The sequence below is a fragment of the Streptomyces sp. NPDC048473 genome (genome assembly GCF_043200155.1).
In the GTDB taxonomy this organism is placed as follows: Bacteria; Actinomycetota; Actinomycetes; order Streptomycetales; family Streptomycetaceae; genus Streptomyces.
Genome location: NZ_JBICXE010000032.1, coordinates 72,824 through 93,981, shown reverse-complemented (window position 1 = coordinate 93,981; position 21,158 = coordinate 72,824). Strand labels below are relative to the sequence as shown.

19 protein-coding genes and 1 pseudogene are annotated in these 21,158 nt (G+C 69.8%); 11 read left to right on the top strand and 9 right to left on the bottom strand.

Going from position 1 to position 21,158, the window contains the following annotated elements; genetic code table 11:
• Positions 1-244: 244 nt before the first annotated feature.
• The 3 genes from ACGFU7_RS35620 to ACGFU7_RS35610 all read right to left on the bottom strand — a co-directional run bounded on the left by ACGFU7_RS35620 (position 245) and on the right by ACGFU7_RS35610 (position 4,191).
• On the bottom strand, positions 245-1,303 hold the full coding sequence (locus ACGFU7_RS35620) for a type III polyketide synthase (RefSeq protein ID WP_393701542.1): 1,059 nt from the start codon (positions 1,301-1,303) through the stop codon (positions 245-247).
• Between the two features lie 440 nt (positions 1,304-1,743).
• On the bottom strand, positions 1,744-2,949 hold the full coding sequence (locus tag ACGFU7_RS35615; protein ID WP_393701541.1) for a cytochrome P450: 1,206 nt from the start codon (positions 2,947-2,949) through the stop codon (positions 1,744-1,746).
• Between the two features lie 240 nt (positions 2,950-3,189).
• Positions 3,190-4,191 carry a DUF1259 domain-containing protein gene (locus ACGFU7_RS35610; protein ID WP_393701540.1) on the bottom strand — a complete coding sequence of 334 codons (1,002 nt, stop codon included), beginning with the start codon at positions 4,189-4,191 and terminating at the stop codon, positions 3,190-3,192.
• A gap of 379 nt (positions 4,192-4,570) precedes the next feature.
• Between ACGFU7_RS35610 and ACGFU7_RS35605 the strand changes: the two genes are divergently transcribed.
• Both ACGFU7_RS35605 and ACGFU7_RS35600 read left to right on the top strand, forming a co-directional pair.
• Positions 4,571-5,761 carry a DUF2786 domain-containing protein gene (locus ACGFU7_RS35605; protein ID WP_393701538.1) on the top strand — a complete coding sequence of 397 codons (1,191 nt, stop codon included), beginning with the start codon at positions 4,571-4,573 and terminating at the stop codon, positions 5,759-5,761.
• Positions 5,762-5,893: 132 nt separating this feature from the next.
• Positions 5,894-8,041, top strand: a complete 2,148-nt coding sequence (locus ACGFU7_RS35600; protein ID WP_393701537.1) for an FUSC family protein — start codon at positions 5,894-5,896, stop codon at positions 8,039-8,041.
• Between the two features lie 22 nt (positions 8,042-8,063).
• Here ACGFU7_RS35600 and ACGFU7_RS35595 read toward each other — a convergent pair whose 3' ends face one another.
• Positions 8,064-8,537, bottom strand: a complete 474-nt coding sequence (locus ACGFU7_RS35595) for a hypothetical protein (RefSeq protein ID WP_393701535.1) — start codon at positions 8,535-8,537, stop codon at positions 8,064-8,066.
• A 276-nt stretch (positions 8,538-8,813) separates the two neighbouring features.
• Here ACGFU7_RS35595 and ACGFU7_RS35590 point away from each other — a divergent pair, with 276 nt between their 5' ends.
• A complete protein-coding gene (locus ACGFU7_RS35590) occupies positions 8,814-9,056 on the top strand; it encodes a DUF397 domain-containing protein (protein WP_037690973.1) in 243 nt (80 codons plus the stop codon).
• 62 nt (positions 9,057-9,118) lie between these two features.
• Here the strand turns inward: ACGFU7_RS35590 and ACGFU7_RS35585 are convergent, their stop codons facing one another.
• The gene (locus ACGFU7_RS35585; RefSeq protein ID WP_393701533.1) at positions 9,119-9,619 is read right to left on the bottom strand and encodes an ATP-binding protein; all 501 of its coding nucleotides are present in this window, start codon (positions 9,617-9,619) and stop codon (positions 9,119-9,121) included.
• A gap of 328 nt (positions 9,620-9,947) precedes the next feature.
• On the opposite strand from ACGFU7_RS35585, the gene ACGFU7_RS35580 reads away from it, so the two are divergent.
• The 6 genes from ACGFU7_RS35580 (at position 9,948) to ACGFU7_RS35555 (ending at position 15,452) form a co-directional block, all read left to right on the top strand.
• Positions 9,948-10,829, top strand: coding sequence for a helix-turn-helix domain-containing protein (locus tag ACGFU7_RS35580; protein ID WP_393701531.1), 882 nt, complete (start codon positions 9,948-9,950; stop codon positions 10,827-10,829).
• A 54-nt stretch (positions 10,830-10,883) separates the two neighbouring features.
• Positions 10,884-12,341, top strand: a complete 1,458-nt coding sequence (locus ACGFU7_RS35575; protein WP_393701529.1) for an aldehyde dehydrogenase family protein — start codon at positions 10,884-10,886, stop codon at positions 12,339-12,341.
• Between the two features lie 91 nt (positions 12,342-12,432).
• Positions 12,433-12,984, top strand: coding sequence for a DinB family protein (locus ACGFU7_RS35570; RefSeq protein ID WP_393701527.1), 552 nt, complete (start codon positions 12,433-12,435; stop codon positions 12,982-12,984).
• Between the two features lie 18 nt (positions 12,985-13,002).
• On the top strand, positions 13,003-13,644 hold the full coding sequence (locus ACGFU7_RS35565) for a PadR family transcriptional regulator (protein WP_393701526.1): 642 nt from the start codon (positions 13,003-13,005) through the stop codon (positions 13,642-13,644).
• 78 nt (positions 13,645-13,722) lie between these two features.
• Entirely contained in the window at positions 13,723-14,670 is a 948-nt protein-coding gene (locus ACGFU7_RS35560; RefSeq protein ID WP_393701525.1) for an ATP-binding cassette domain-containing protein, read from the top strand.
• Positions 14,667-15,452: an ABC transporter permease gene (locus tag ACGFU7_RS35555; protein ID WP_393701523.1), complete on the top strand. Its 786-nt coding sequence runs from the start codon at positions 14,667-14,669 to the stop codon at positions 15,450-15,452. Before ACGFU7_RS35560 ends, ACGFU7_RS35555 begins: the two co-directional genes overlap by 4 nt.
• 26 nt (positions 15,453-15,478) lie before the next feature.
• Here the strand turns inward: ACGFU7_RS35555 and ACGFU7_RS35550 are convergent, their stop codons facing one another.
• The 3 genes and pseudogenes from ACGFU7_RS35550 to ACGFU7_RS35540 all read right to left on the bottom strand — a co-directional run bounded on the left by ACGFU7_RS35550 (position 15,479) and on the right by ACGFU7_RS35540 (position 18,977).
• Positions 15,479-16,903, bottom strand: a complete 1,425-nt coding sequence (locus tag ACGFU7_RS35550; protein ID WP_393701521.1) for a glutamate decarboxylase — start codon at positions 16,901-16,903, stop codon at positions 15,479-15,481.
• A gap of 34 nt (positions 16,904-16,937) precedes the next feature.
• The gene (gene wrbA / locus ACGFU7_RS35545) at positions 16,938-17,561 is read right to left on the bottom strand and encodes an NAD(P)H:quinone oxidoreductase (protein ID WP_393701519.1); all 624 of its coding nucleotides are present in this window, start codon (positions 17,559-17,561) and stop codon (positions 16,938-16,940) included.
• Positions 17,562-17,694: 133 nt separating this feature from the next.
• Positions 17,695-18,977 (bottom strand): annotated as a pseudogene (locus tag ACGFU7_RS35540) (ion channel protein).
• 137 nt (positions 18,978-19,114) lie between these two features.
• Between ACGFU7_RS35540 and ACGFU7_RS35535 the strand changes: the two are divergent.
• The gene (locus ACGFU7_RS35535) at positions 19,115-19,873 is read left to right on the top strand and encodes a MerR family transcriptional regulator (protein WP_393701518.1); all 759 of its coding nucleotides are present in this window, start codon (positions 19,115-19,117) and stop codon (positions 19,871-19,873) included.
• A gap of 43 nt (positions 19,874-19,916) precedes the next feature.
• Here the strand turns inward: ACGFU7_RS35535 and ACGFU7_RS35530 are convergent, their stop codons facing one another.
• A complete protein-coding gene (locus tag ACGFU7_RS35530; protein ID WP_393701516.1) occupies positions 19,917-20,282 on the bottom strand; it encodes a YbjQ family protein in 366 nt (121 codons plus the stop codon).
• Between the two features lie 146 nt (positions 20,283-20,428).
• On the opposite strand from ACGFU7_RS35530, the gene ACGFU7_RS35525 reads away from it, so the two are divergent.
• Positions 20,429-21,142, top strand: coding sequence for a DedA family protein (locus tag ACGFU7_RS35525; RefSeq protein WP_393701514.1), 714 nt, complete (start codon positions 20,429-20,431; stop codon positions 21,140-21,142).
• Positions 21,143-21,158: the final 16 nt, after the last annotated feature.

Here is a 21,158-nt window from a genome sequence, read left to right as displayed (position 1 = left end):
CGCCCGCGGCCCCCGTCGGCGCGGGCCGGGGGGGGGGGGGGCCCGGGGGGGGGGGGGGGGCCCCGGGGGGCCGCGGGGGGGGGGGGGGGGGGGGGGGGGGGGGGGGGGGGCGGGGGGGGCGGGGGGGGGGGGGGGCCCCCCCCCCCCCGGCGCGGGGGGGGGGGGGGGGGGGGGGGGGGGGGGGGGGGGGCCCCCCCCCCCGCACCCCCCGGTCCTCACACCACGGACGGGCTGGAGGGGAGCGTCAGGACTCGGAGTCCGTCGTCCAGGTGCCCAGGGAGATCTCGGCGGTGATGCCGGGACCGAAGCCGGCCATCAGGCCACGGTGGCCGTCAAGGGCCGAGGCCTCGTCGAACATGCGGCCAAGGGCGTCGAGCACCACCGCGCTGGCTATGTTGCCGTACTCGGTGAGCGTGGCGCGGCTGAAGCGGAACGCTTCCGGCGGCACGTCGAGGAAGAGGCTCAGGTCGTCCAGGATGCGCGGGCCGCCCGCGTGGATGATGTAGAAGTCCATCTTGCTGGCGTTCCACTGGTGCTCCTCCGCAACGGCGTTCAGGGCCGGGGCGAGGGGCTCCATGGTTCCTGGCACACGCTTGTCGAGCTGGAAGTGGAATCCGGTGGACCGGACCGCGTAGGAGATCCAGTCCTCGGTCGCCGGGATGATGAACGAGCCGTTGCGTTCCAGGCGGACTCCGGTGCCACCCTTGCCCCGGACCACGACGGCGGCTATACCGTCGCCGAACAGGCCGTTGGACAGCAGGGATCCGACACCCAGATCGGTGGGCTGGTAACACAGCGAGCAGAACTCGCAGGCGACGACCAGCACATTGGCGTCGGGGTACGCCGTGCAGAAGTCGTGGGCCCGGTTGACGGCTGCGCCGCCCGCGGCACAGCCGAGCTGGGCGATCGGCAGCTGCCGTGTCTCCGGCCGGAAGCCCATCTCGCCGATGAGCCACGCGGTCGGCGGAGGCATCATGAAGCCGGTGCAGGAGACGTAGATGATCAAGTCGATCTGCCGCGGCTCCAGTTCGGCCTGGTCGAGTGCCCGGCGTACCACTGCCGGCACCCGGGCCTTGGTCTGTTGCTCATAGGTGATGCTGCGGGCGTCGAAGCCCGGGTGCTGCAGTACCTTCTCGATCGGTTGGATCAGGTGCCGTTTCTGCACCCCGGTATGTTCGATCAGACGAAGGACCAGGTCGATCTGCGGATGGTCGCCGTGCAACCGTTGAGCCAGTTCGAGGGTTTCCTCGTTGGTGATGACGTACTCGGGAACCTCGATTGCCGGCTTGCAGAGAACCGCCATGGAGCTCCTCCTAGCGGACTTTGGTCTACACGGCCGGGCCCGGAACGGTTACGGGGTGCTCGCCGACGCGGGAGTGGCCACCACGGCTCCGCACGCGCGGTGCCGCGCGCGCGGAGCATGGGTGGATTCCGGCGCCGGGTTCGGTACCCCTGGAACGGGCGCGGACGGGCCGACCGTCGAAGACTGAGGTCTAGCCGTTCGTGGGCGGATGCTGATCCGCCACGGCTTGGGTGGCCGTCGGGATCACGCTACGGCAGGCGGATCAGGGCCGCATGTCGAGCCGACGCACAGCGCGCAGCAGCGCGTAACAAGGCGCCCGGCGCCCCGGGATGGTTCCGGGTTGCCGGGCGCCCTGGTGCGACGCGGCATCGGTGAATGTCACTGTCCGTGTCCGTGCTGTCCATGGTGCGGAGGTCCGGTTCGCTGCCGGACCGCGCCTGTCACCAGGTGACGGGCAGTTCGAGGGGATAGCGCCAGATCGACGTCTTGTTCCAGCGCACTTCCTCGGCCGGCGCCGCCAGCTTCAGAGCGGGGAAGCGGTCCAGCAGAGTTCCGATGGCGACCTGGAGCTCCGTGGCGGCGAGCGGGGCACCGAGACAGTGATGACCGCCCCAGCCGAAGGTCATATGGGACGGACTCTCGCGCTCCAGATCCAGCTCGTCGGGCCGGTCGAACTTCCGGCCGTCGCGGTTGGCCGTCAGATAGGAGACATGCACGATGTCCCCTGCCCGGATCGCCACCCCGCTCAGTTCCACGTCCTCGGTGGCGACACGAGGGATGCCGACACCCTTGCGGAAGGGGATGAAGCGCAGCAGCTCCTCGATGGCCTGCGGAAGCATGCCGGGGCGGGCGCGCAGCATGGCGAGCTCGTCGGGCCTGGTGAGCAGCGTGTAGGCGATGTTCCCGATCTCGTACGTGGTGGTGTCCTGACCCGTGATGAGCAGGACCATGGCCATCACGGTCAGTTCCTGGTCGTTGAGGATCTCGTCCCCGTCGCGAGCCGTGGCCAGCGCGCTGATCAGGTCGTCGCCCGGGTTCTCGCGCCGCTGCGCCGTCAGCTTCTGGAAGTAGGCGCGGAGATCGGCCTTGGCCCGTACCGCGTTGTCCCGGTTCTCGACGGTGGTGTCCATCATGGTCCGGGCGTGGGCGCGCAGTTGTGCGCGGTCGGCCTCGGGAATGTCGAGGACCTCGCAGATGGTGGTCAGGGGCAGCGGGGCCGCCAGATGCTCGAAGAGGTCGGCGGGGGCGCCGTGCTCCTCCATCCGGTCCAGCAGCTCGTCCACGACATGCTGGGTACGCACCTTCATGCGCTCCATGTGACGAGGCGCGAAGCCCTTGGAGATCAGGCTGCGCAGGCGGCTGCTGCCCGGCGGGTCCATCACGTTGATCGCTTCGTCCTGAACGATCGGCTCAGGGGTCATGCGCGGGAAGTTCCGGCCGATGATGGCACTCCGGCTGAAGCGCCGGTCGGTGGTCACCGTGCGCACATCGTCGTAGCCGGTGACGAGCCATGCCTCGCCGTCGCCGTGCGGCAGCCGGATGCGGGAGACGGGTTCTTCGGTCATCAAGTGCCTGAGCACCGGGTCGAATTCGAGGGCCTCGGCATAGTCGAACGGGCAGTGCCGTGCGCCGGCGACTGGTTCCATACGGAGCTCCAGAGGGGGGATCTGACGGGTGGTTCGAGGAATCTGCGGGCTGGACGGGACATGGGTGCCCGGTCACCCGCACAGGCACGCGCGACTGCGGGCCGATTGGTCCATATGCAGAACGGATTCGACAGCCGGGGTCGCTGGACCGGCGCAATCGGTCCGGCGACCCCGGCCCGGCCGGTACGGCGAGTACGGCGGGATCGGCGCGTTCACCGGTTTCGGCGAGAACGGCCGGTCTCAGCCGGACGGTACGACGTTGGTGGCGTCCACCGCGGGGCGCACCGCCCGGGCGAGCTCGACGCCGTCGCCCACGGCCCAGAAGTGGGTGAAGAACAGGCGGGGGTCCTCCGCCAGGTGATGGTTGTGCAGCTCGACGAGCTTGATCCCGCCGCGCCGCAATGCCTTCAGTACGTGCGGGACCTCATCGGCGAGCATGACGCAGTCACCGCTGAGTGCGGCCCGGCCGCCCCTGAGCGGCTGGAAGTTGAACGCGCTGGTCGATCCCAGGCCGGGGGGCAGGATCAGATGGCCGTCCGCGATGGTCTCGCGGCGGACAAAAATAATCTTGTAGAGCCCGTCCTCGATGGAACCCTTGGCTCCCAGCACCGCCTCCATTCCGGCGATGTCCAGGTCGACCGGGACCGGCCGGCCGGGCGGGAGGGCGGGCGGGGTGCCGGTGCGGTCGAATCCGGCGCGCAGGCCGCGGGCCAGGGCCACCGCGTCGTGGCCGTGTGCGTGGACGTGGGTCCACCAGATGTCGGGGGTCTGGGCGAGCAGGTGCTTGTGGAGCGCGGTCTGCTCGATTCCGTGCGCCTGCCAGGCGTCGGTCACCCACTGCAGTTCGTTCTCGGTGACCACCACGTCGCCCATCAGCATCGTGCTGCCGTCGGCGTAACGGACGAAGCCCACATGCGTGCCCAGTGCGAGCCCCGGTGTGACGACGACGCCGTCGGAGACCACGTGAAGGTCCCGTCGGGGGAAGGCGGTGTGGTAGGTCGTTCCACCCAGCATGTTGCCGGTGCGGCCCAGCGCTCTCGCCACGCCCGCCCAGTCGGCCAGGCCGGTCGGCACGGGCTTGACCAGTCTGCCGTGCCCGGGCCCGCCCATCCCGGTGGGCAGGGCGTGAGCGGCGGCCGGCCCTGCGGCGGTCAGCATCGGTGCGAGTGCGGCTGCGGCCAGTACGCGTCGCCGCGATGTGATCGCCCCTGTATTCGAGTCCTGCTGTCGGTCTCCAGTCATCACTTGTTCGCCTCCATGGCGAGATGAAACCATGCGAAACACGGATGAAAGGATGAAAGCGGATGCATCGTCAGTGGGTGGGGCTGGATGGACCAATGGCGCTGTCCGGCCGCGCACACGAGAGGTCCCGTACGGCTCATCCGGGCAGGCCCCGCCAACGCGGCGCCGAGGCCGCCGGGTTCACCGCGCCGACGGGCGCGTCCATACCCACGGTGTCCGGGCCGCGGTGCGTTCCGTTTCCGTCGTCCCGTGTCACCGGGCCGAGCGCCCGGAGGTCACGCAGGAGTTTGATATCCACAGGGTGTGGACGAGCGCGGTCCGGCGGGGCACGCAGGCAGGGCCGCATACCCCGCCGCACTGCCCTGCCTACCCTGACCTCATGGAACCGGTGATCGACCAGGCATTCGCGGCAGCCCTCTACTCCGACGGCGACGCCGGTCTCGACGCCGGAGCCTCCCTCCTGGCCGCCGATCCGACGGCCGACGCGGAACTGTTCCGGCGCGGCGAGGAGTTCGTCCGCCGGGCCTGGGAGCGCGGCTGGCAGCCCGCCGATGTCGTACGCCTCGTCCGCCGCGAACTCGACGAGCCCGCGGTCGGCCTCGCCGCCGGGCTGATCGCCTCGGAGGCCGGACGGTACGAGCAGCTGCCGCCCCGCTGGCGGTCCCAGCTCGACGGACTCCCCGCCGCGCCGCCCCGAAACCGGCCCGACCGGTTCTCCTACGCCTCCGCCCTCCTCGGCCTGTACCGGCTGCTGCTCGGGCTCCCCGCCATCGAACCGGTCGGTCCGCCGCCCGGCACCTCCCCGCACGGGCTCCATCTGCCGCCCGCGCACGACGAACCCCGGATGCTGACCCGGATCCGTGCCCTGCTCGCCAAGGCGGAGGCGACCGGCTTCCCCGAGGAGGCGGAGGCCCTCACCACCAAGGCGCAGGAGCTGATGGCCCGGCACTCCATCGACGAGGCCCTGCTCGCCGCCCGTGCCCACAGCAAGGAGGCGCCGGGGGCGTGCCGGATCGGGGTCGATGCCCCGTACGAGACGGCGAAGGCGATCCTGCTGGACGCGGTCGCCTCCGCGAACCGCTGCCGCGCGGTGTGGAACAGTGACCTCGGCTTCTCCACGGTGGTCGGCTTCGAACCGGACCTGGAAGCCGTGGAACTGCTGTACACCTCCCTGCTGGTCCAGGGCACGGTGGCGATGACGAAGGCGGAGGCGGGCCAGCGGGCCGGCGGACGCAAGCGGACCAAGACGTTCCGGCAGTCGTTCCTGATGGCGTACGCCCAGCGCCTGGGCGGCCGGCTCGCCGCCGACACCGCCCGCGTCACCGCGGCCGCCGAGGCCGGGACCGGGGCCGAAGCCGCAGGGGCGGCGGCACCCCATCTGCTCCCGGTCCTCGCCGCCCGCGACATGGCCGTCACGGACACCGCCGAGCGGATGTTCCCCGAGACCACGACCACGCGCGTCCGGGGCGCCACCGACCTCGACGGATGGACCCATGGAACGGCCGCCGCGGACCGGGCGAGGATGCGCGGGACCGGGCCGGAGATTCACGGCAGGCGCGGGAACAGGTAGAGACGGGTCCACGGCGGGCGCGGGAACAGGTGGAGACGGGTCCACGGCGGGCGCGGGAACAGGTAGAAACCTCAGAAGCCTTACGTATTCCATCAACTCGGGCTTATCGGTTATTCCGGCTAGGCTCTGGGAATGAGCTGGCTCCGGGCGCTGAAGGAGACCGCCCGCTCGGGGCTGACGATCGAGCGGCGGCGTCTCGAACCGCTCATCGCGATTCGCGGAGCGGCCGGTCTCGCCCTCGTCATCGGGATCAGCCTCGCGCTCTTCGGGCCCGTCGTCGCCGCGAGCTCCGCGTTCGGTGCGTTCCAGGCGGCCATCGCCACGTTCCAGCGCAGCTGGCGCCCCCGGCCCGTCCTCGCCCTGGTCTCCGGGGCGAGCCTCGCCGTATCGACGTTCCTCGGCTATCTCACCGGCTCCCGAATGCCGCTGTTCCTGGCCCTGCTGGTGCTCTGGACGTTCTTCGCGGGCCTGGCCTGGGCGGCGGGGCCGACGGGCGGCATCATCGCGTCGTCCAACGTGGCGATCATGCTGGTGACGGTCACCCTGCCCACCTCCGTCGCGAACTCGGCCGTGCACGCCGTGATGATCCTGTTCGGCGGTGTCGTGCAGGCGGCGCTGATCGTCCTGTTCCCGGTACGGAGATGGGGCGCCCAGCGCGATGCCCTCGCCGATGCGCTGGCCGCCGAGGCCGACTACGCCCGACGGCTGCGCCACGACCCGCTCGCCGCCTTCGACCCGGTGCCGCTGATGACGGCCCGCAGCGCGGCAGCCGTCACCCCGCGTCAGGCCCGCCACCGGCCGCCCGAGCTGCGTGGCTCCCGCGGTGTCGCCGAACGGATCAGACCGGTGCTCGCCTCGCTCGCGGACCCGGCGATGGGCGTCCCGTCCGAGGGACCGGAGCGGGACCGGGTCCGCGAGCTCCTCGCCGCCGCCGGATCCGTGCTCGACTCGGCGGCCCGTGCGATCCGCCACGGCGACCCGGTGAAGCTCTCCCCGTCCGCCGTCGCCGCGCTGAAGACCCCCGACACCGGCACTCTCCTCACCGGCCCGCCGCGCCGCGCCGCCGGCCGGCTCGGCGCGCTGCTCTCCGATGTCATCGAGACGGCCGAGGGCGAGGGGACGAAGGAGGAACAGGCCGAGGAGGCCGCCGAGGCCATCAAGGCCACCGGCGACGGGACACCTGCCGCCCCGCACCGCCGCCGCCCCACCCTCCTGCGGCTGGTTCCCGTCGTCGTGAGCGCGGTGCGCGCCGAACTGCGTTCCGGCTCACCGATCCTGCGGCACGCCGTCCGGGTCTCCGCCGTCGTCGCCGTCGGCTATCTCATCGGCGCCGCGCTGCCGTACGGTCACGGTTACTGGGCGCCCATGGCGGCCGTCATGGTGATGCGGCCGGAGTTCTCCCAGACGTACGGGCGTTCCGTGGCCCGCTTCGGCGGCACGATCGTCGGCGTCTCGCTCGCCACCGCGATCGTCCGGACCACCGACCCCGGTGTGACGTGGTCCGCGATGCTCTCCGTGCTCTGCGCCCTGCTGATGTATCTGCTGATGCGCACCGGGTACGTGGTCGGTCAGGCGTGCGTCTCCGCGTACGTCGTCTTCCTGCTCGGCATGGCGGGCGACAACTGGTCGCAGACCGTACTCGAACGGGTCGTCCTCACTCTCGTCGGCGGCCTCCTGGCGATGATCTCGTACGCCGCCTACCCGGCGTGGGAGACCCCGAGGCTTCGCGGCAGGCTCGGCGACTGGCTGAAGGCGGACGGGCGGTACGCCGCCTCGGTCGTCGACCAGTACGCCGAACCGGCCGAGCGCGGCCACGACGACGTCCGTTCCGCCCTGCTCGACACGCGCGAGGCCCGCGTCGCCTGGCAGGAGGCGCTGGCCACCGCCCAGCACGAACCGGTGCGCAACCGCGGCCTCTCCCGTGCTGCCGCCGACGACACCCAGCACGCACTCGCTCAGCTGGGCCGGGCCGCGATGCTGCTGGAGGCCCACCTCCCCTGCGGCGGCGCCACCCCCGTACCGGCCGCCGCGCGCCTGGCCGAGGCGCTGCGCCGGGCCACCGCGCAGGGCGCGAAGGAGGTGCGGGAGCGGCGCGTACCGGACTGGGCGGAGGTACGTGAGGCGCTGGCGCAGTGGGACGCGCAGCAGCGGACTGATGAAGGGGAGGCGGACCCGTTCGTACGGAACGGGGCCGACCTCCTCCTCGAAGCCCTGGAAGAATTCTCCCGGGGGCTGGACGGAACGTCGAAGCCGAACCCGCCCTCGGATCAAGCGGATTGAGGGGACGGCGCGGCCCCGGCCGTCAGGGGGTCGGCAGGTCCGGCAGACCCGACGGGATCGCTCCCGGCCGGGTCTTGGCCAGGGTGTCCTTCGTCCCGCTGTCCCAGGACACGACGACGGTCTTGCCGTCGTTGGACACGATGGACCCCATGGTGCGGCTGGTGTCGCCGTCGGCGCACTTCAGCGCCAGCATCACCTTGCCCATGTCCTTCACGGTGCCCGTGCAGGCGCGCTGCTCGGTGACGAGCACGGCCTTCCCGGACGCGACGGACAGGACCACGGCCTTGCCGTCGGTCTTGCCGGCCCAGCCGCCCTCCAACGCCGCGGCGTCGGCCCCGGAGTCGCTGCCGCTGTCGCCGGGAGCCTGACTGGACTTACCGGCGCCGGAGCTGCCGCCCGGGTCGCTCTTCTTGGCGTCGCTGCTGCAGCCGGTCAGTGCTACGGCGGTGACGAGTCCGGCGATGATTACGGCACCGGTACGTACGACTTTGTGCATGTGGAATTCCCCCTTGCTGACAAAAGACCGCGCCAAGTTACCAGCGAGCGCCACCGGGATGGGTCGCCCGACTCCGGGTAGGCGGAGCCAAACAGGCGTCCCGTGCGTCTATCCCTGCGTCTATCCCTGCGTCTGTCCCTGCGTCCGAAGCTGTAATCGCGGGAACACCCCGCGTGCACGTGCATCCGCTCATGCATCTGCTCATGCATGGATAATTGAACAGAGCTATGATCCGAGACAGTTGACACTTGCACCTTGCAACTCGGGGAGCGTCCTGTGCACCACGTGTACAACGGCATGGCGGCCACAGAGCTTCGCGGAGTCGTCTGGCAGAAGAGCAGACACAGCAACTCCCAGGGGTCCTGCGTGGAGTTCGCGAAACTGCCCGACGGGGATGTGGCGATGCGGAATTCACGCCACCCCGACGGGCCGGCCCTGGTCTACACGCCGGCCGAGATAGAGGCGCTGCTGCTCGGGGTGAAGGACGGGGAGTTCGACCACCTCATAGCGGGCGGCTGATCACATCCCGCGCACCGGTGTCCGGCCCGGCCCGCCGGCAGCCCGCGCGGCCGCCGCGCGGGTCACACGTCGTCGGACAGCCGGAACAGTGCCCAGACCACCTTGCCGCGCGGTGCCGCCGCGGTGTTCGGGTTCTCCGCTCCCGGAACGGGGGAGGGGTGCCAGCCCCAGGAGTCGCTGAAGGACTCCACCAGGAAGAGGCCGCGGCCCGACTCCGCCGAGTCGGCAGCCTCGGAGGCTATGGGGCTCTCCTGGCTGGGGTCGCGCACGGCGCACACCAGGCGCGAGCTCCAGCGCATCAAGTGCAGCCGTACGGGCGGTTCCTGAGACGCCGGTGCGGTGTCCGCAGGCAGGGCGTGCCGCAGGGCGTTGGTCACGAGTTCGGAGACGACCAGTGCGACGTCGTCGAAGCGCTCGTCCAGTCCCCAGCCGTTCAGCGTCGTCCTGGTGAACTGCCGTGCCCCGCCTACGGATTCGTAGCGGGCGGGCAGGGTGCAGGTGGCCGATCCGGAGACCGCTGAGGGATCGATGGGGGGAAGCCCCTGCCGTAACGGCTCGAGCATCGTCGATCCATTCGTCCCCATGCGAGGCACTCCCCGGGATTCGCGGCTGTATCGGTACTGCGGGGTACAGCGGCACAACACGAACGAGCACGCAGGTGCGCGAGGACCATGGTTCCGAATGCGCAGGGCAGATGCAAGGGCAGATGCACGTGCACGCGCCGGACCTGTCCGAACCCGTGCCGGTTCTTGGTCATTTCTTCCTGTGTGTATTTTCGTGGCTCTCTGGAAGTCTTCTCATTTCCGTAATCGAATGAGTACGGGCTGAAGCGTTTTGATGGCAGAATCCGGCTCTTGGGGTTCAGGGGGGAGCCCCGGTGTCCAGGAAGCGATGGGGAGGGCCGGACCAGTGGCGGCAGGCGAGTCGAGTGGATCTGTGGTGCGGCGCATCCTGCTGGGCTCGCAGCTCAGGCGGCTGCGCGACTCGCGCGGGATCACCCGCGAGGCGGCCGGCTACTCCATCCGGGCTTCCGAATCGAAGATCAGCCGCATGGAGTTGGGACGGGTGAGCTTCAAGGCCAGGGATGTCGAGGACCTGCTCACGCTCTACGGTGTCACGGACGAGGCGGAGCGCGACGCCCTGCTCGGTCTGGCTCGCGAGGCCAATGTGGCGGGCTGGTGGCACAGTTACGGAGACGTACTGCCCGGGTGGTTCCAGACATACATCGGTCTGGAGGGAGCGGCATCGCTCATCCGGGTGTACGAAGTCCAGTTCGTCCACGGCCTGTTGCAGACCGAGTCCTACGCGCACGCGGTCGTCACCCGGGGCATGGGTGACGCCCCGGCCGTCGAGATCGACCGCCGCGTCGCGCTGCGGCTGGAGCGCCAGAAGGCCCTCGTCTCCGAACGCGCACCCCGTTTCCACGCCGTACTGGACGAGGCGGCGCTGCGCCGGCCGTACGGCGACCGTGAAGTGATGCGCGGACAATTGCGGCATCTGATCGAAATGTCGGAACAGCCCAACGTCACTCTTCAAGTGATGCCCTTCAGTTTTGGCGGGCATGCGGGAGAGGGCGGCTCTTTTACGATGCTCCGATTCCCGGAATCCGATCTGTCGGACATTGTCTATTTGGAGCAGCTGACAAGTGCGCTCTATCTGGACAAGGCCGAAGAAGTCGCTCAGTACGAAAAGGCCATGGTGCGACTGCACGAGGACAGCCCCGGTCCCGAGGAGAGCCGCGATCTGCTCCGTGGTCTACTCCAACTCACTTGATTCATCAGTACGATGGCGGTTCGACGGGAGTCTGCACCTGAGTTAAGGGATCGCATGTCCTTCTTCTACGAGCTGGCCGACCAGTACATCGACGGTGAGTGGCGGACCGGAACCGGCTCGTGGGACATCATCGATTTCAATCCCTACAACGGGGAGAAACTCGCCGCGATCACCATCGCGACGGCGCAGGAGGTCGACCTGGCCTACCGCGCCGCCGAGCGTGCCCAGCGGTCCTGGGCCACCACCGGCCCGTACGAGCGCCGCAGCGTCCTGGAACGCGCCCTGCGCATCACCGAGGAGCTGCACGACGGCATCGTCGAGGCGATCGTCGACGAGCTGGGCGGCACCCGTCTCAAGGCGGAGTACGAGGTCCGCGTCGCCAAGGAGTTCCTGCGAGACGCGATCCAGCAGGCGCTGCGCCCCCGGGGCCGCATCCTGCCCTCCCTGATGGACGGCAAGGAGAACCGCCTCTACCGGCAGCCCGTCGGCGTCGTAGGGGTGATCAGCCCCTTCAACTTCCCCTTCCTGGTGACGATGAAGTCCGTCGCACCGGCCCTCGCGCTCGGCAACGCGGTCGTCATCAAGCCCAATCAGAACGCCCCGGTCGTCGGCGGCGGGGTGATCGCCAAGATCTTCGAGGACGCCGGGCTGCCCGCCGGACTGCTCAACATCCTGATCACCGATGTCGCCGAAATAGGGGACGCGTTCATCGAGCACCCCGTACCCAAGGTGATCTCCTTCGCGGGCACGGACCGGGTCGGCCGCCACGTCGGCGCGACCGCGGCCGGGCACTTCAAGCGGACGATCCTCGAACTCAGCGGCAACAGCGCCCTGGTGGTGCTGAACGACGCCGACATCGACTACGCGGTCGACGCGGCCGTCTTCAGCCGCTTCGTGTACCAGGGGCAGGTCTGCATGGCCGCCAACCGCATCCTGGTGGACCGCAGCGTCGAGCGGGAGTTCACCGAGAAGTTCACCGCCAGGGTGGCCGCGCTGCGGACCGGCGACCCGCGCGACCCGGAGACCCAGATCGGCCCGGTCATCAACACCTTCCAGGCCGACGCCCTGACCGCCCTGGTCGACCAGGCGCTCGCCGAGGGGGCCACCGCGCTCGTACGGGGCCGGACCCGCGGCAACCTGGTCGAACCGACCGTGCTCACCGGGCTCCCCGAGGACTCCCCGCTGCTGGCCCAGGAGATATTCGGCCCGGTGGCGCTGCTGGTGACGTTCGACGGCGAGGACCATGCCGTACGGATCGCCAACAACACCCCGTACGGACTCAGCGGCGCCGTGCACACCCGCAGTGCTGAACGCGGGGTGCGGTTCGCGCAGCGCGTCGTCAGCGGGATGTTCCACGTCAACGACTCCACCGTCCAGGACGATCCGCTGGTCGCCTTCGGCGGCGAGAAGTCCTCCGGGATCGGCCGGCTGAACGGCGAGGCGACCGTGGACGCCTTCACCACCCAGAAGTGGATGTCCATCCAGCACGGCCGGACGGCATTCCCTTTCTGACGCCGCGGGTTGAGGACAGCGGCTGACCGCAAGGGTCCGTAGCTTGGTCGGTGTCAGGAAGAAACCGGCACGGTTCCCCAAGGCGGACATCATGGTCACTCACGTTCCCGCAGAAGCCTCCGGCGACGAGCGCGGCGCGCTCCTCTCCTTCGTCGAGGCGCAGCGCGGCGCGATCCGGCGCTCGCTCATCGGTCTGACCGAGGAGCAGGCGGCGAGCCGGCCCAGCGCCAGTGAACTCTCCCTCTCCGGGCTCCTCAAGCATGTCGCCGAGACCGAGCTGAACTGGCTGCGGATGGCTCAGCAGTGCCCCAACGAGAAGGCCCGCACCGAGGAGACCTGGGCGGACAGCTTCCGTCTTGTCGGGGACGAGACCGTCCCGCAGATGCTGGAGTTCTGGGTGAAGGTCGCGGCGGAGACCGAGGAGTTCATCCACTCGGTGGAGAGCATGAACGACACGTTCCCGCTGCCCGAGGCGCCCTGGTTCCCGAAGGACGAGAGCTGCTCGATGCGCTGGCTGCTGGTTCATCTCGTCGAGGAGATCGCCCGGCACGCCGGGCACGCCGACATCATCCGGGAGTCCCTGGACGGCCGGACCGCGTTCGAGCTGGTCGCCGAGGCGGAGGGATACTCTAATCAAAGTTGAATAGAAAGGGTGCGTGACATGTCCGCGATCCGGCTGCTGGTCCTCTGCGCCGTGCGTCAGCACGGCCGGGCGCACGGCTATCAGGTCCGCAACGACCTGGAGTACTGGGGCGCTCACGAGTGGTCCAACGCCAAACCCGGGTCCGTCTACCACGCACTGAAGCAGATGGCGAAGCAAGGGCTGCTGATCGCCCACGAGATTGCCCCGAGCACGGCAGGCGGCCCGCCCCGTACCGAGTACGAGATCACCGAGCGGGGCAACGAGGAGTACCTCACGCTGCTGCGCGCGGCGCTCACCTCGTACGACCAGAAGCTGGACATGCTGTCGGCGGGCCTCGGCGGCATCGTCGACCTGGAGCGGTCCGAGGCGATCGCGCTGCTCAAGGAGCGGGTGGCCGGTCTCGCGGCCTGGCGGGCCTCGGTCACCGAGTACTACACGCCGGAGGCCGGGCCCGAGTCGATCGGCCACATCGGCGAAATCATGAACATGTGGGTCCACTCGGCGGACGCCGGTGCCGAGTGGACGCGCGGGCTGATCGCCCGCATCGAGGGCGGGGCATACACCTTCGCGGGGGAGGGCGAACCCTTCGTCGGTGTGCTCGCCGAGGGGCAGGAGAACCCGTACGCGACGGGTGTCCCGGATCCCGGCGACGACGAGTAATCAAGTTTGACGAATGGGGCCGGCGGAGTTACTTTCGACCTCGCTAGTCAAGTTTGACTACGGGAGGGTGTGGGGATTTTGACCGACGCGATCGTTGTCGAAGGTGTGCACAAGCGATACGGGGAGAAGCGCGCCCTGGACGGCCTGGACCTCACGGTCGCCCGCTCCACCGTCCATGCCGTGCTCGGCCCCAACGGCGCGGGCAAGACCACGGCCGTACGCATCCTGTCGACGCTGCTGCGGCACGACGAGGGGCGGGTCGAGGTGGCGGGGTTCGACGTACGGAGCCGGGCCGGCGAGGTCCGGCGCCGCATCGGGCTGCTCGGGCAGTACGCGGCGGTCGACGAGGAGCTCGGCGGCCGGCAGAACCTGGAGATGTTCGGCCGTCTGTGCCACCTGGGCGCACGCCGGGCGGGTGCGCGGGCGGACGAACTGCTGGTCCGCTTCGGGCTCGCGGACACCGGCCGTAAGCCGGTCAAGGAGTACAGCGGCGGCATGCGGCGACGGCTCGATCTGGCCGCCTCGCTGATCACCGACCCGGAGGTGCTCTTCCTGGACGAGCCGACCACCGGACTCGACCCGCGCGGCCGGGCCGAGGTGTGGTCGGCGGTGCGCTCACTGGTGGGCGGCGGCGCGAGCGTCCTGCTGACCACGCAGTATCTGGAGGAGGCCGATCAGCTCGCGGACCGGATCTCGGTGATCGACGCCGGACGGGTGGCCGCCGAGGGGACGGCCGACGAGCTGAAGGCGATGGTGGCCGGGGACCGCATCGATGTCGTCGTGCGGGACGGTTCGCAACTGGCGGCCGCTGCCCTGCTGTTGGGCGACGGCGTAGTCGTCGACGCGGACCGGCGGCTGATCGGGGCACCGGCGCCGGACCGGATGGCGGCCCTGACCCGCACCCTACGGGCGCTGGAGGAGGCGGGCATCGAGGCGGAGGACATCGCGGTGCGGCGCCCGACGCTGGACGAGGTCTTTCTCTCGCTGACCGACCGGAAGCCGGAGCACGCGGAGGTGGCTGCATGAGCGCGATGAGCTGGGCGGTGTCCGACTCCTGGACGATGACGCGACGCGAACTGGCGCACTGGGCACGGCAGCCGGTGCGGATCGTCGTCGGCCTGGTCTTCCCCGTGATGCTGCTGCTGATGTTCAACTACCTGGTCGGCGGCGGGCAGGGCGTCGACGGCGACCACACCGAGTTCCTGGTGCCCGGCATGCTCGCGCTCACCATGGCCTTCGGTCTGGAGTCGACCATGCTCGCGGTCACCCAGGACCTCCAAAAGGGCGTCATCGACCGGTTCCGCGCCATGCCGATGGTCTCCGGTTCGGTGCTGGTCGGCCGGAGTGCCGCGGACATGCTCCAGTCGGCGGCCGCGCTCGCCGTGATGACCGGCGTCGGTTACGCGGTCGGCTGGCGCTGGCACCATGGGCCGGCCGCGGCGCTGGGGGCGCTGGCGCTGCTTCTGCTGCTGCGGTTCGCGATGCTGTGGATCGGCATCCAGCTGGCGCTGGTGGCCGGGAAGCCGGAGCTGGTGCAGGCGGTGCAGATCCTGGTCTGGCCGGTCGGCTTCCTCTCCAACGTCTTCGCCACCCCCGAGTCGATGCCCGGCCGGCTGGGCGCGGTCGTCGAATGGAACCCGATGTCGGCCACGGCCACGGCGGTGCGCGGCCTGTTCGGCAACCCGGGCGGGCCCGGTGGCACCTGGGCGTCCGACCATGCCGAACTGCTGGCGGTGGCCTGGCCGTTGGCGCTGATCGCGGTGTTCTTCCCGCTGGCGGTGCGGAGGTTCGCCCGGATCGACCGCTAGGGCCTGGGCCCGGCTGTCAGCGGCTCTCAGTGGTGGAAGGACGTTGCCGCCTGCTTGTCGTGGCTCAACGGGTGCGGCTGGCTGCGCAGTTCGGGCAGGATCAGTCCGAGGTCCTCAAGCAGCAGCTCGGCGAGGTCCGACGAGAAGCCGTTGCGGCACACCACCCGGAGCACCGAGAGGTCCTGCCGGTTGGCGGGGAAGGTGTACGCGGGCACCAGCCAGCCGTGCTCGCGCAGCCGGCGGGACACGTCGAAGACGTCGTACGCCTGCACATCCGGCGCGGTCGTCAGCGCGAAGACGGGCAGCTGGTCGCCCCGGGTGAGGAGCCGGAAGTCCCCGAGCTCCTCGATCCGCTTCGCGAGCCCGCCGGCGACGTCCCGGGATGCCTGCTGAACGGCCCGGTAGCCGTCCCGGCCCAGCCGCAGGAAGGTGTAGTACTGCGCCACCACCTGTGCGCCGGGCCGGGAGAAGTTCAGCGCGAAGGTCGGCATGTCGCCGCCCAGGTAGTTGACCCGGAAGACCAGCTCCTCGGGCAGCTCGGCGGGCGAGCGCCACAGGGCCCAGCCGACGCCCGGGTAGACCAGGCCGTACTTGTGCCCGGAGGTGTTGATGGAGGAGACCCGGGGCAGCCGGAAGTCCCACACCAGGTCCTCGTCCAGGAACGGCGCCACCATCGCACCGGACGCCCCGTCCACATGGACGGGGACATCGAGGCCGGTGCGCTCCTGAAGGGCGTCCAGGGCCGCGCAGAGCTCCGCGACCGGCTCGTACGAACCGTCAAAGGTGGAGCCGAGGATGCCGACGACGCCGATGGTGTTCTCGTCGCAGAGGTCGGCCGCGGCCTGCGGGTCGAGGTGGAAGCGGTCGCCCTCCATCGGGACCAGGCGCGGTTCGACCTCCCAGTAGTTGCAGAACTTGTCCCAGCAGACCTGCACATTGATGCCCATGACGAGGTTCGGCCGGGCGGTCGCCGGGTAGCGGTCGGCGTTCCTGGCCGTCCAGCGGCGTTTCAGCGCCAGTCCTGCGAGCATGCATGCCTCGCTGGAACCGGTCGTCGAACAGCCCACGACGGCCGAGGGGTCGGGGGCGTTCCAGAGGTTGGCGAGCATCGCCACACAGCGTCGTTCCAGCTCGGCGGTGCGCGGGTACTCGTCCTTGTCGATCATGTTCTTGTCGCGGCACTCGCCCATCAGCACCCCGGCCTGGGGTTCCATCCAGGTGGTGACGAAGGTGGCGAGGTTGAGCCGCGAGTTGCCGTCGAGCATCAGCTCGTCATGGACCAGGCCGTACGCGGTCGAGGGCGGCATCGGCCCGTCGGGCAGCCGGTGCCGGGGCGGTGCAGACTCCATCCCGGCGGTCGGGTCGGCCTCCCCGAAGAACGGGTTGAGGGCGAGCCTGCGGCGTTCCTCGGATGGTTCCGTGCCGTGGGGCGAACCTTTGTGGAGAGGCATCGGCGGACAGCCCTTCTCGGTGTGCGGTTGTGGTTCAGCTCTCGGCGGCGATGCCGTCCTTGATGGCCCGGGTGAACTTCACGACCCGTTCGGCCTGGACCCGGGCCGCGGTCAGGGTCTGCTCGCCGACCGGGATGTCGCCCTGGCCGGCCACGTGCGAAGTGCCGTACGGATTGCCGTCGACGAACTTCGAAGGGTCCGTGTAGCCGGGGGCGACCAGGATGCCGCCGAAGTGGTGGATCGTGTTGTAGAGCGCGAGCAGCGTGGACTCCTGGCCGCCGTGCGGGGTGCTGGTGGAGGTGAAGCCGCTGTAGACCTTGTCGGCGAGACGGCCCGCCTGCCAGAGGCCGCCGAGGGTGTCGATGAACTGCTTGAGCTGGGCGGTGACATTGCCGAACCGGGTCGGCGTACCGAAGATCACGGCGTCCGCCCAGATCATGTCGTCGGGCGACGCCACGGCGATGTCCGCGGTCGCCTTCGCGTTGGCGGCCCAGGCCGGGTTGGAGCCGATGGCCGCCTGCGGGGCGAGCTCACCGGCCTTGCGCAGCCGTACCTCCGCACCGGCCTTCTCGGCGTACTGCGCGACGGCCCTGGCCATCGTGGCGACGGTGCCGGTCGAGGAGTAGTAGATGACGGCGACGTTCACGGACGTGGGCATTGCGGAAACCTCCGACAGGACCTTACGGGCTGTATGTATACGTATCCATACGGATGTGACGATACGGAAAACGGGGGCATCCAGCGCGTCGAGCGGCGGGGACCAAGGACCGGGCAAGGGGTCCGGACCGGGCTCACTTCAGCGGCGTTCCGTCCTCGTACAGCTGCATCTGCGGCCGCCCGGTCACCAGCAGCCAGGCCGGCAGCGAGGCGATGCACAGCATCGGGAGCACGGCCGCGTCGCCGACCAGCACCGCCGCGGTGAACAGGCTCAGCCAGCCCTGCCGGGTGACGGCCAGCAACACCCCCAGCACCGCACAGGTCACCGCGAGCGCCACCGGCACCGACGTGACCAGGGCATGGGCGCACAGCCCCAGCGCGACACCCACGAAGACGGCGGGGAATATCCGCCCGCCCCGGAAGCCGCAGGTCGCCGCGATCAGCAGCGCGGCCGTCTTCACCACGGCCATGACCGCGAACTGCCCGGCCGGCCGCTCGGGTCCGCGGCGAGCTCCTTCACCTCGTCGAGCCCCTTGAACAGGGTGAGATGGCCGCCCAGCGCGCCCAGCAGGCCGAGCAGCAGCCCGCCGAGGGCGAGCGCCAGGACCGGGTGTTTCAGGGCCCTGAAGAACCGGTGCAGGTACGGGAAGGCGTACGCCGCCATCAGGCCCAGCACCGCGCCCGCCAGGGCGATGACGACCGAGGAGAGCAGATCGCCCCAGTGCGGGCGGGTGTAGGCGGGCAGCGACAGGTCGAAGCTGGGGTGGGCCAGCAGCGTCATGGTGAGCGCACCGGCGGTGCCCGCCGCGAGCGGGCCGAAGAGCCGGTCCCAGAGCGCACCGGGTCCGGCGCGGGAGGCGAGGGTCTCGGAGAGGATCAGTGCGGCGGCGACCGGGGTGCCGAAGAGTGCGCCGATGGTGCCGGCCGCGGCGAGGGAGACCCACAGCTCCGCCGGTGTGCCGGGCGCGAACCGCCGGCCGAGCCAGAAGGCCAGCGCGATATTGGCGGCCGTGATCGGATTCTCCGGACCGAGGCTGATCCCGCCCGCCAGGGTGAGGACCGTGACGAGCAGCAGCCCCGGAACCACGCCCGGTGCCAGCGGCGGACCGACCAGTCCGGTGGTCGACGGATCGGGACCGGCATGGCCGGGCACCGCCCGGATGAGCAGCCCGACCGCCAGCCCGCTCGTGGTGAGCATCACGATCATCCAGAGCGTGGAGTAGCGGCCGATGGAGAGAGCGTCGGGAAGCGTCCCCCAGAGCACGTCCTGCAGCTTCTCCGCGAGCAGGCCGACGCAGAGCAGGACGAGGGCCGAGACGATCCCGACGGCGAGCGCGGGCACGATGACGGGCAGCAGCCGGTGCATGGGGGTGGGCTCGGGAGCGGGCCCGGCGAGGGCGGGAGAATCTGTGGCCATCGGCTCACCATATCGACGTAAAAGCCGCAAAACGCCTCGAATGGTGCTGGAAGTGGCGGTGTTCCGGGCTTGCACCTCACGTCACGTCAGGACTCAGGCTCGGTACGTACCCGGAACGGAGAAGGGAGCGGGGAGTCGTGGACCACTCCGTGGGACAGGTCGCCGGATTCGCCGGAGTCACGGTGCGCACCCTGCATCACTACGACGGCATCGGACTGCTCTCGCCCGGCGGGCGCAGCCACGCGGGCCACCGCCGCTACGACGACGGTGACCTCGACCGGCTGCAGCAGATCCTGTTCTACCGGGAGCTCGGCTTCCCGCTCGACGAGATCGCGGTACTGCTCGACGACCCGGACGCGGACCCGCAGGAGCATCTGCTGCGCCAGCACCGGCTGCTGTCCGACCGGATCGCCGAACTGCGAAGGATGGCCGCCGCCGTCGAAACAGCCATGGAGGCACGGAAGATGGGCATTAACCTCACGCCCGAGGAGAAGTTCGAGGTCTTCGGGGGCAAGGACCCCGAGGAGCACGCGCAGGAGGCCGAACGCCGCTGGGGTGGCACTGCCACGTACGCCGAGTCGCAGCGCCGGGTCGCCCGGTACACCAAGGACGACTGGAAGCGGATGCAGGCGGAGGTCGCCGACTGGGGCGCCGCCTACAACGCGCTGATGGAGGCCGGTGAACCGGCCACCGGCGAACGGGCGACGGACCTTGCCGAGGCCCACCGGCTCCACATCAGCAAGTGGTTCTACGAGTGCACTCCCGAGATCCACCGGGGACTCGGCGAGATGTATGTGTCCGACCCGCAGTTCCGTGCGTACTACGAGTCGATGCGCCCGGGCCTGGCCGAGCATCTGCGGGCCGCGATCGACGCCAACGCGGAGCGCCTGGCGTAACGGGTACGGGGGCGCTGCCCTCACCCCCGTACCCGCTTCTCGCTCAGCTCTTGCTGATCACGGCGGCCGTTCCGTACGCGCACACCTCCGTGCCCACGTCGGCCGCCTCGGTCACATCGAAGCGCATCATCAGCACCGCGTTGGCGCCCCGGGCCTGCGCCTGTTCGACGAGGCGTTCCATCGCCTGGTTGCGGGTCTGGACGAGGGTCTTGGTCAGCCCCTTCAGCTCGCCGCCGATCATGGACTTCAGACCGGCACCGATCTGGCTGCCGAGGTGGCGAGAGCGGACGGTCAGGCCGAACACCTCACCGATCACCTGGGTCACCTGGTACCCGGGTACGTCATTGGTGGTGACGACCAGAACCTCGGACTGTGCGGTCTGGCCGCCGCCGTAATCCTCAATGCCCATCGTGTGGCACCTCCTGGGGACAGCTTTGTCCCGGTACGCCCGGTGCGCATTCTCGCGGGGGCCACTGGAACCCGGGGGCGTCATTCTGCGTTGATAGCTTTGGGCGGCCACGCAGCCGCCATCGATCGATCCAGGAGCCCGGACCCTTGAATACGCTTGCGCTCGGACCGAGCTGGCTGGACCCGGACTATCTGATCAACACCTTCGGACTTCCCGGCGTCCTCCTCATCGTGTTCGCCGAGTCCGGACTGCTGATCGGCTTCTTCCTGCCCGGTGACTCGCTCCTGTTCACCACGGGTCTGCTGGTGACCACGGGCCAGCTGAAGTATCCGCTCTGGCTGGTCTGCCTCCTGGTGGCACTGGCGGCGATCATCGGCGACCAGGTGGGCTATCTCTTCGGCCGCAAGGTCGGTCCGTCGCTCTTCAAACGCCCGGACTCCCGCCTCTTCAAGCAGGAGAACGTCGAGAAGGCCCACGAGTTCTTCGAGAAGTACGGACCGAAGTCGCTGATCCTGGCCCGCTTCGTGCCCATCGTGCGTACGTTCACGCCGATCATCGCCGGTGTGAGCCGGATGAACTACCGCTCGTTCATCACGTTCAACATCATCGGCGGTGTGCTCTGGGGCGCCGGGGTCACACTGCTCGGCGCGGGCCTCGGCAAGATCGACTTCGTGCACAAGAACATCGAGGCGATGCTCGTCCTGATCGTGCTCATCTCGGTGGTGCCGATCGCGATCGAGTTCCTGCGGGCCCGCTCCAAGTCGAAGAAGGAAGCGGCGGCCGGTGGCGGCGAGGGCCACGGCCCGTCCGCCGGTGGCAGCCCGGCCTCGGTCCAGCGCGGCCGCCACGCCAAGCGCTGACCCGGAGCCGTACCCG

Bases quoted from the DNA above. Each gene is read 5' to 3' on its own strand.
- ACGFU7_RS35620 (WP_393701542.1), bottom strand. From the start codon at position 1,303: ATGGCGGTTCTCTGCAAGCCGGCAATCGAGGTTCCCGAGTACGTCATC.
- ACGFU7_RS35615 (WP_393701541.1), bottom strand. From the start codon at position 2,949: ATGGAACCAGTCGCCGGCGCACGGCACTGCCCGTTCGACTATGCCGAG.
- ACGFU7_RS35610 (WP_393701540.1), bottom strand. From the start codon at position 4,191: ATGACTGGAGACCGACAGCAGGACTCGAATACAGGGGCGATCACATCG.
- ACGFU7_RS35605 (WP_393701538.1), top strand. From the start codon at position 4,571: ATGGAACCGGTGATCGACCAGGCATTCGCGGCAGCCCTCTACTCCGAC.
- ACGFU7_RS35600 (WP_393701537.1), top strand. From the start codon at position 5,894: ATGAGCTGGCTCCGGGCGCTGAAGGAGACCGCCCGCTCGGGGCTGACG.
- ACGFU7_RS35595 (WP_393701535.1), bottom strand. From the start codon at position 8,537: ATGCACAAAGTCGTACGTACCGGTGCCGTAATCATCGCCGGACTCGTC.
- ACGFU7_RS35585 (WP_393701533.1), bottom strand. From the start codon at position 9,619: ATGCTCGAGCCGTTACGGCAGGGGCTTCCCCCCATCGATCCCTCAGCG.
- ACGFU7_RS35580 (WP_393701531.1), top strand. From the start codon at position 9,948: ATGGGGAGGGCCGGACCAGTGGCGGCAGGCGAGTCGAGTGGATCTGTG.
- ACGFU7_RS35575 (WP_393701529.1), top strand. From the start codon at position 10,884: ATGTCCTTCTTCTACGAGCTGGCCGACCAGTACATCGACGGTGAGTGG.
- ACGFU7_RS35570 (WP_393701527.1), top strand. From the start codon at position 12,433: ATGGTCACTCACGTTCCCGCAGAAGCCTCCGGCGACGAGCGCGGCGCG.
- ACGFU7_RS35565 (WP_393701526.1), top strand. From the start codon at position 13,003: ATGTCCGCGATCCGGCTGCTGGTCCTCTGCGCCGTGCGTCAGCACGGC.
- ACGFU7_RS35555 (WP_393701523.1), top strand. From the start codon at position 14,667: ATGAGCGCGATGAGCTGGGCGGTGTCCGACTCCTGGACGATGACGCGA.
- ACGFU7_RS35550 (WP_393701521.1), bottom strand. From the start codon at position 16,903: ATGCCTCTCCACAAAGGTTCGCCCCACGGCACGGAACCATCCGAGGAA.
- wrbA (WP_393701519.1), bottom strand. From the start codon at position 17,561: ATGCCCACGTCCGTGAACGTCGCCGTCATCTACTACTCCTCGACCGGC.
- ACGFU7_RS35530 (WP_393701516.1), bottom strand. From the start codon at position 20,282: ATGGGCATTGAGGATTACGGCGGCGGCCAGACCGCACAGTCCGAGGTT.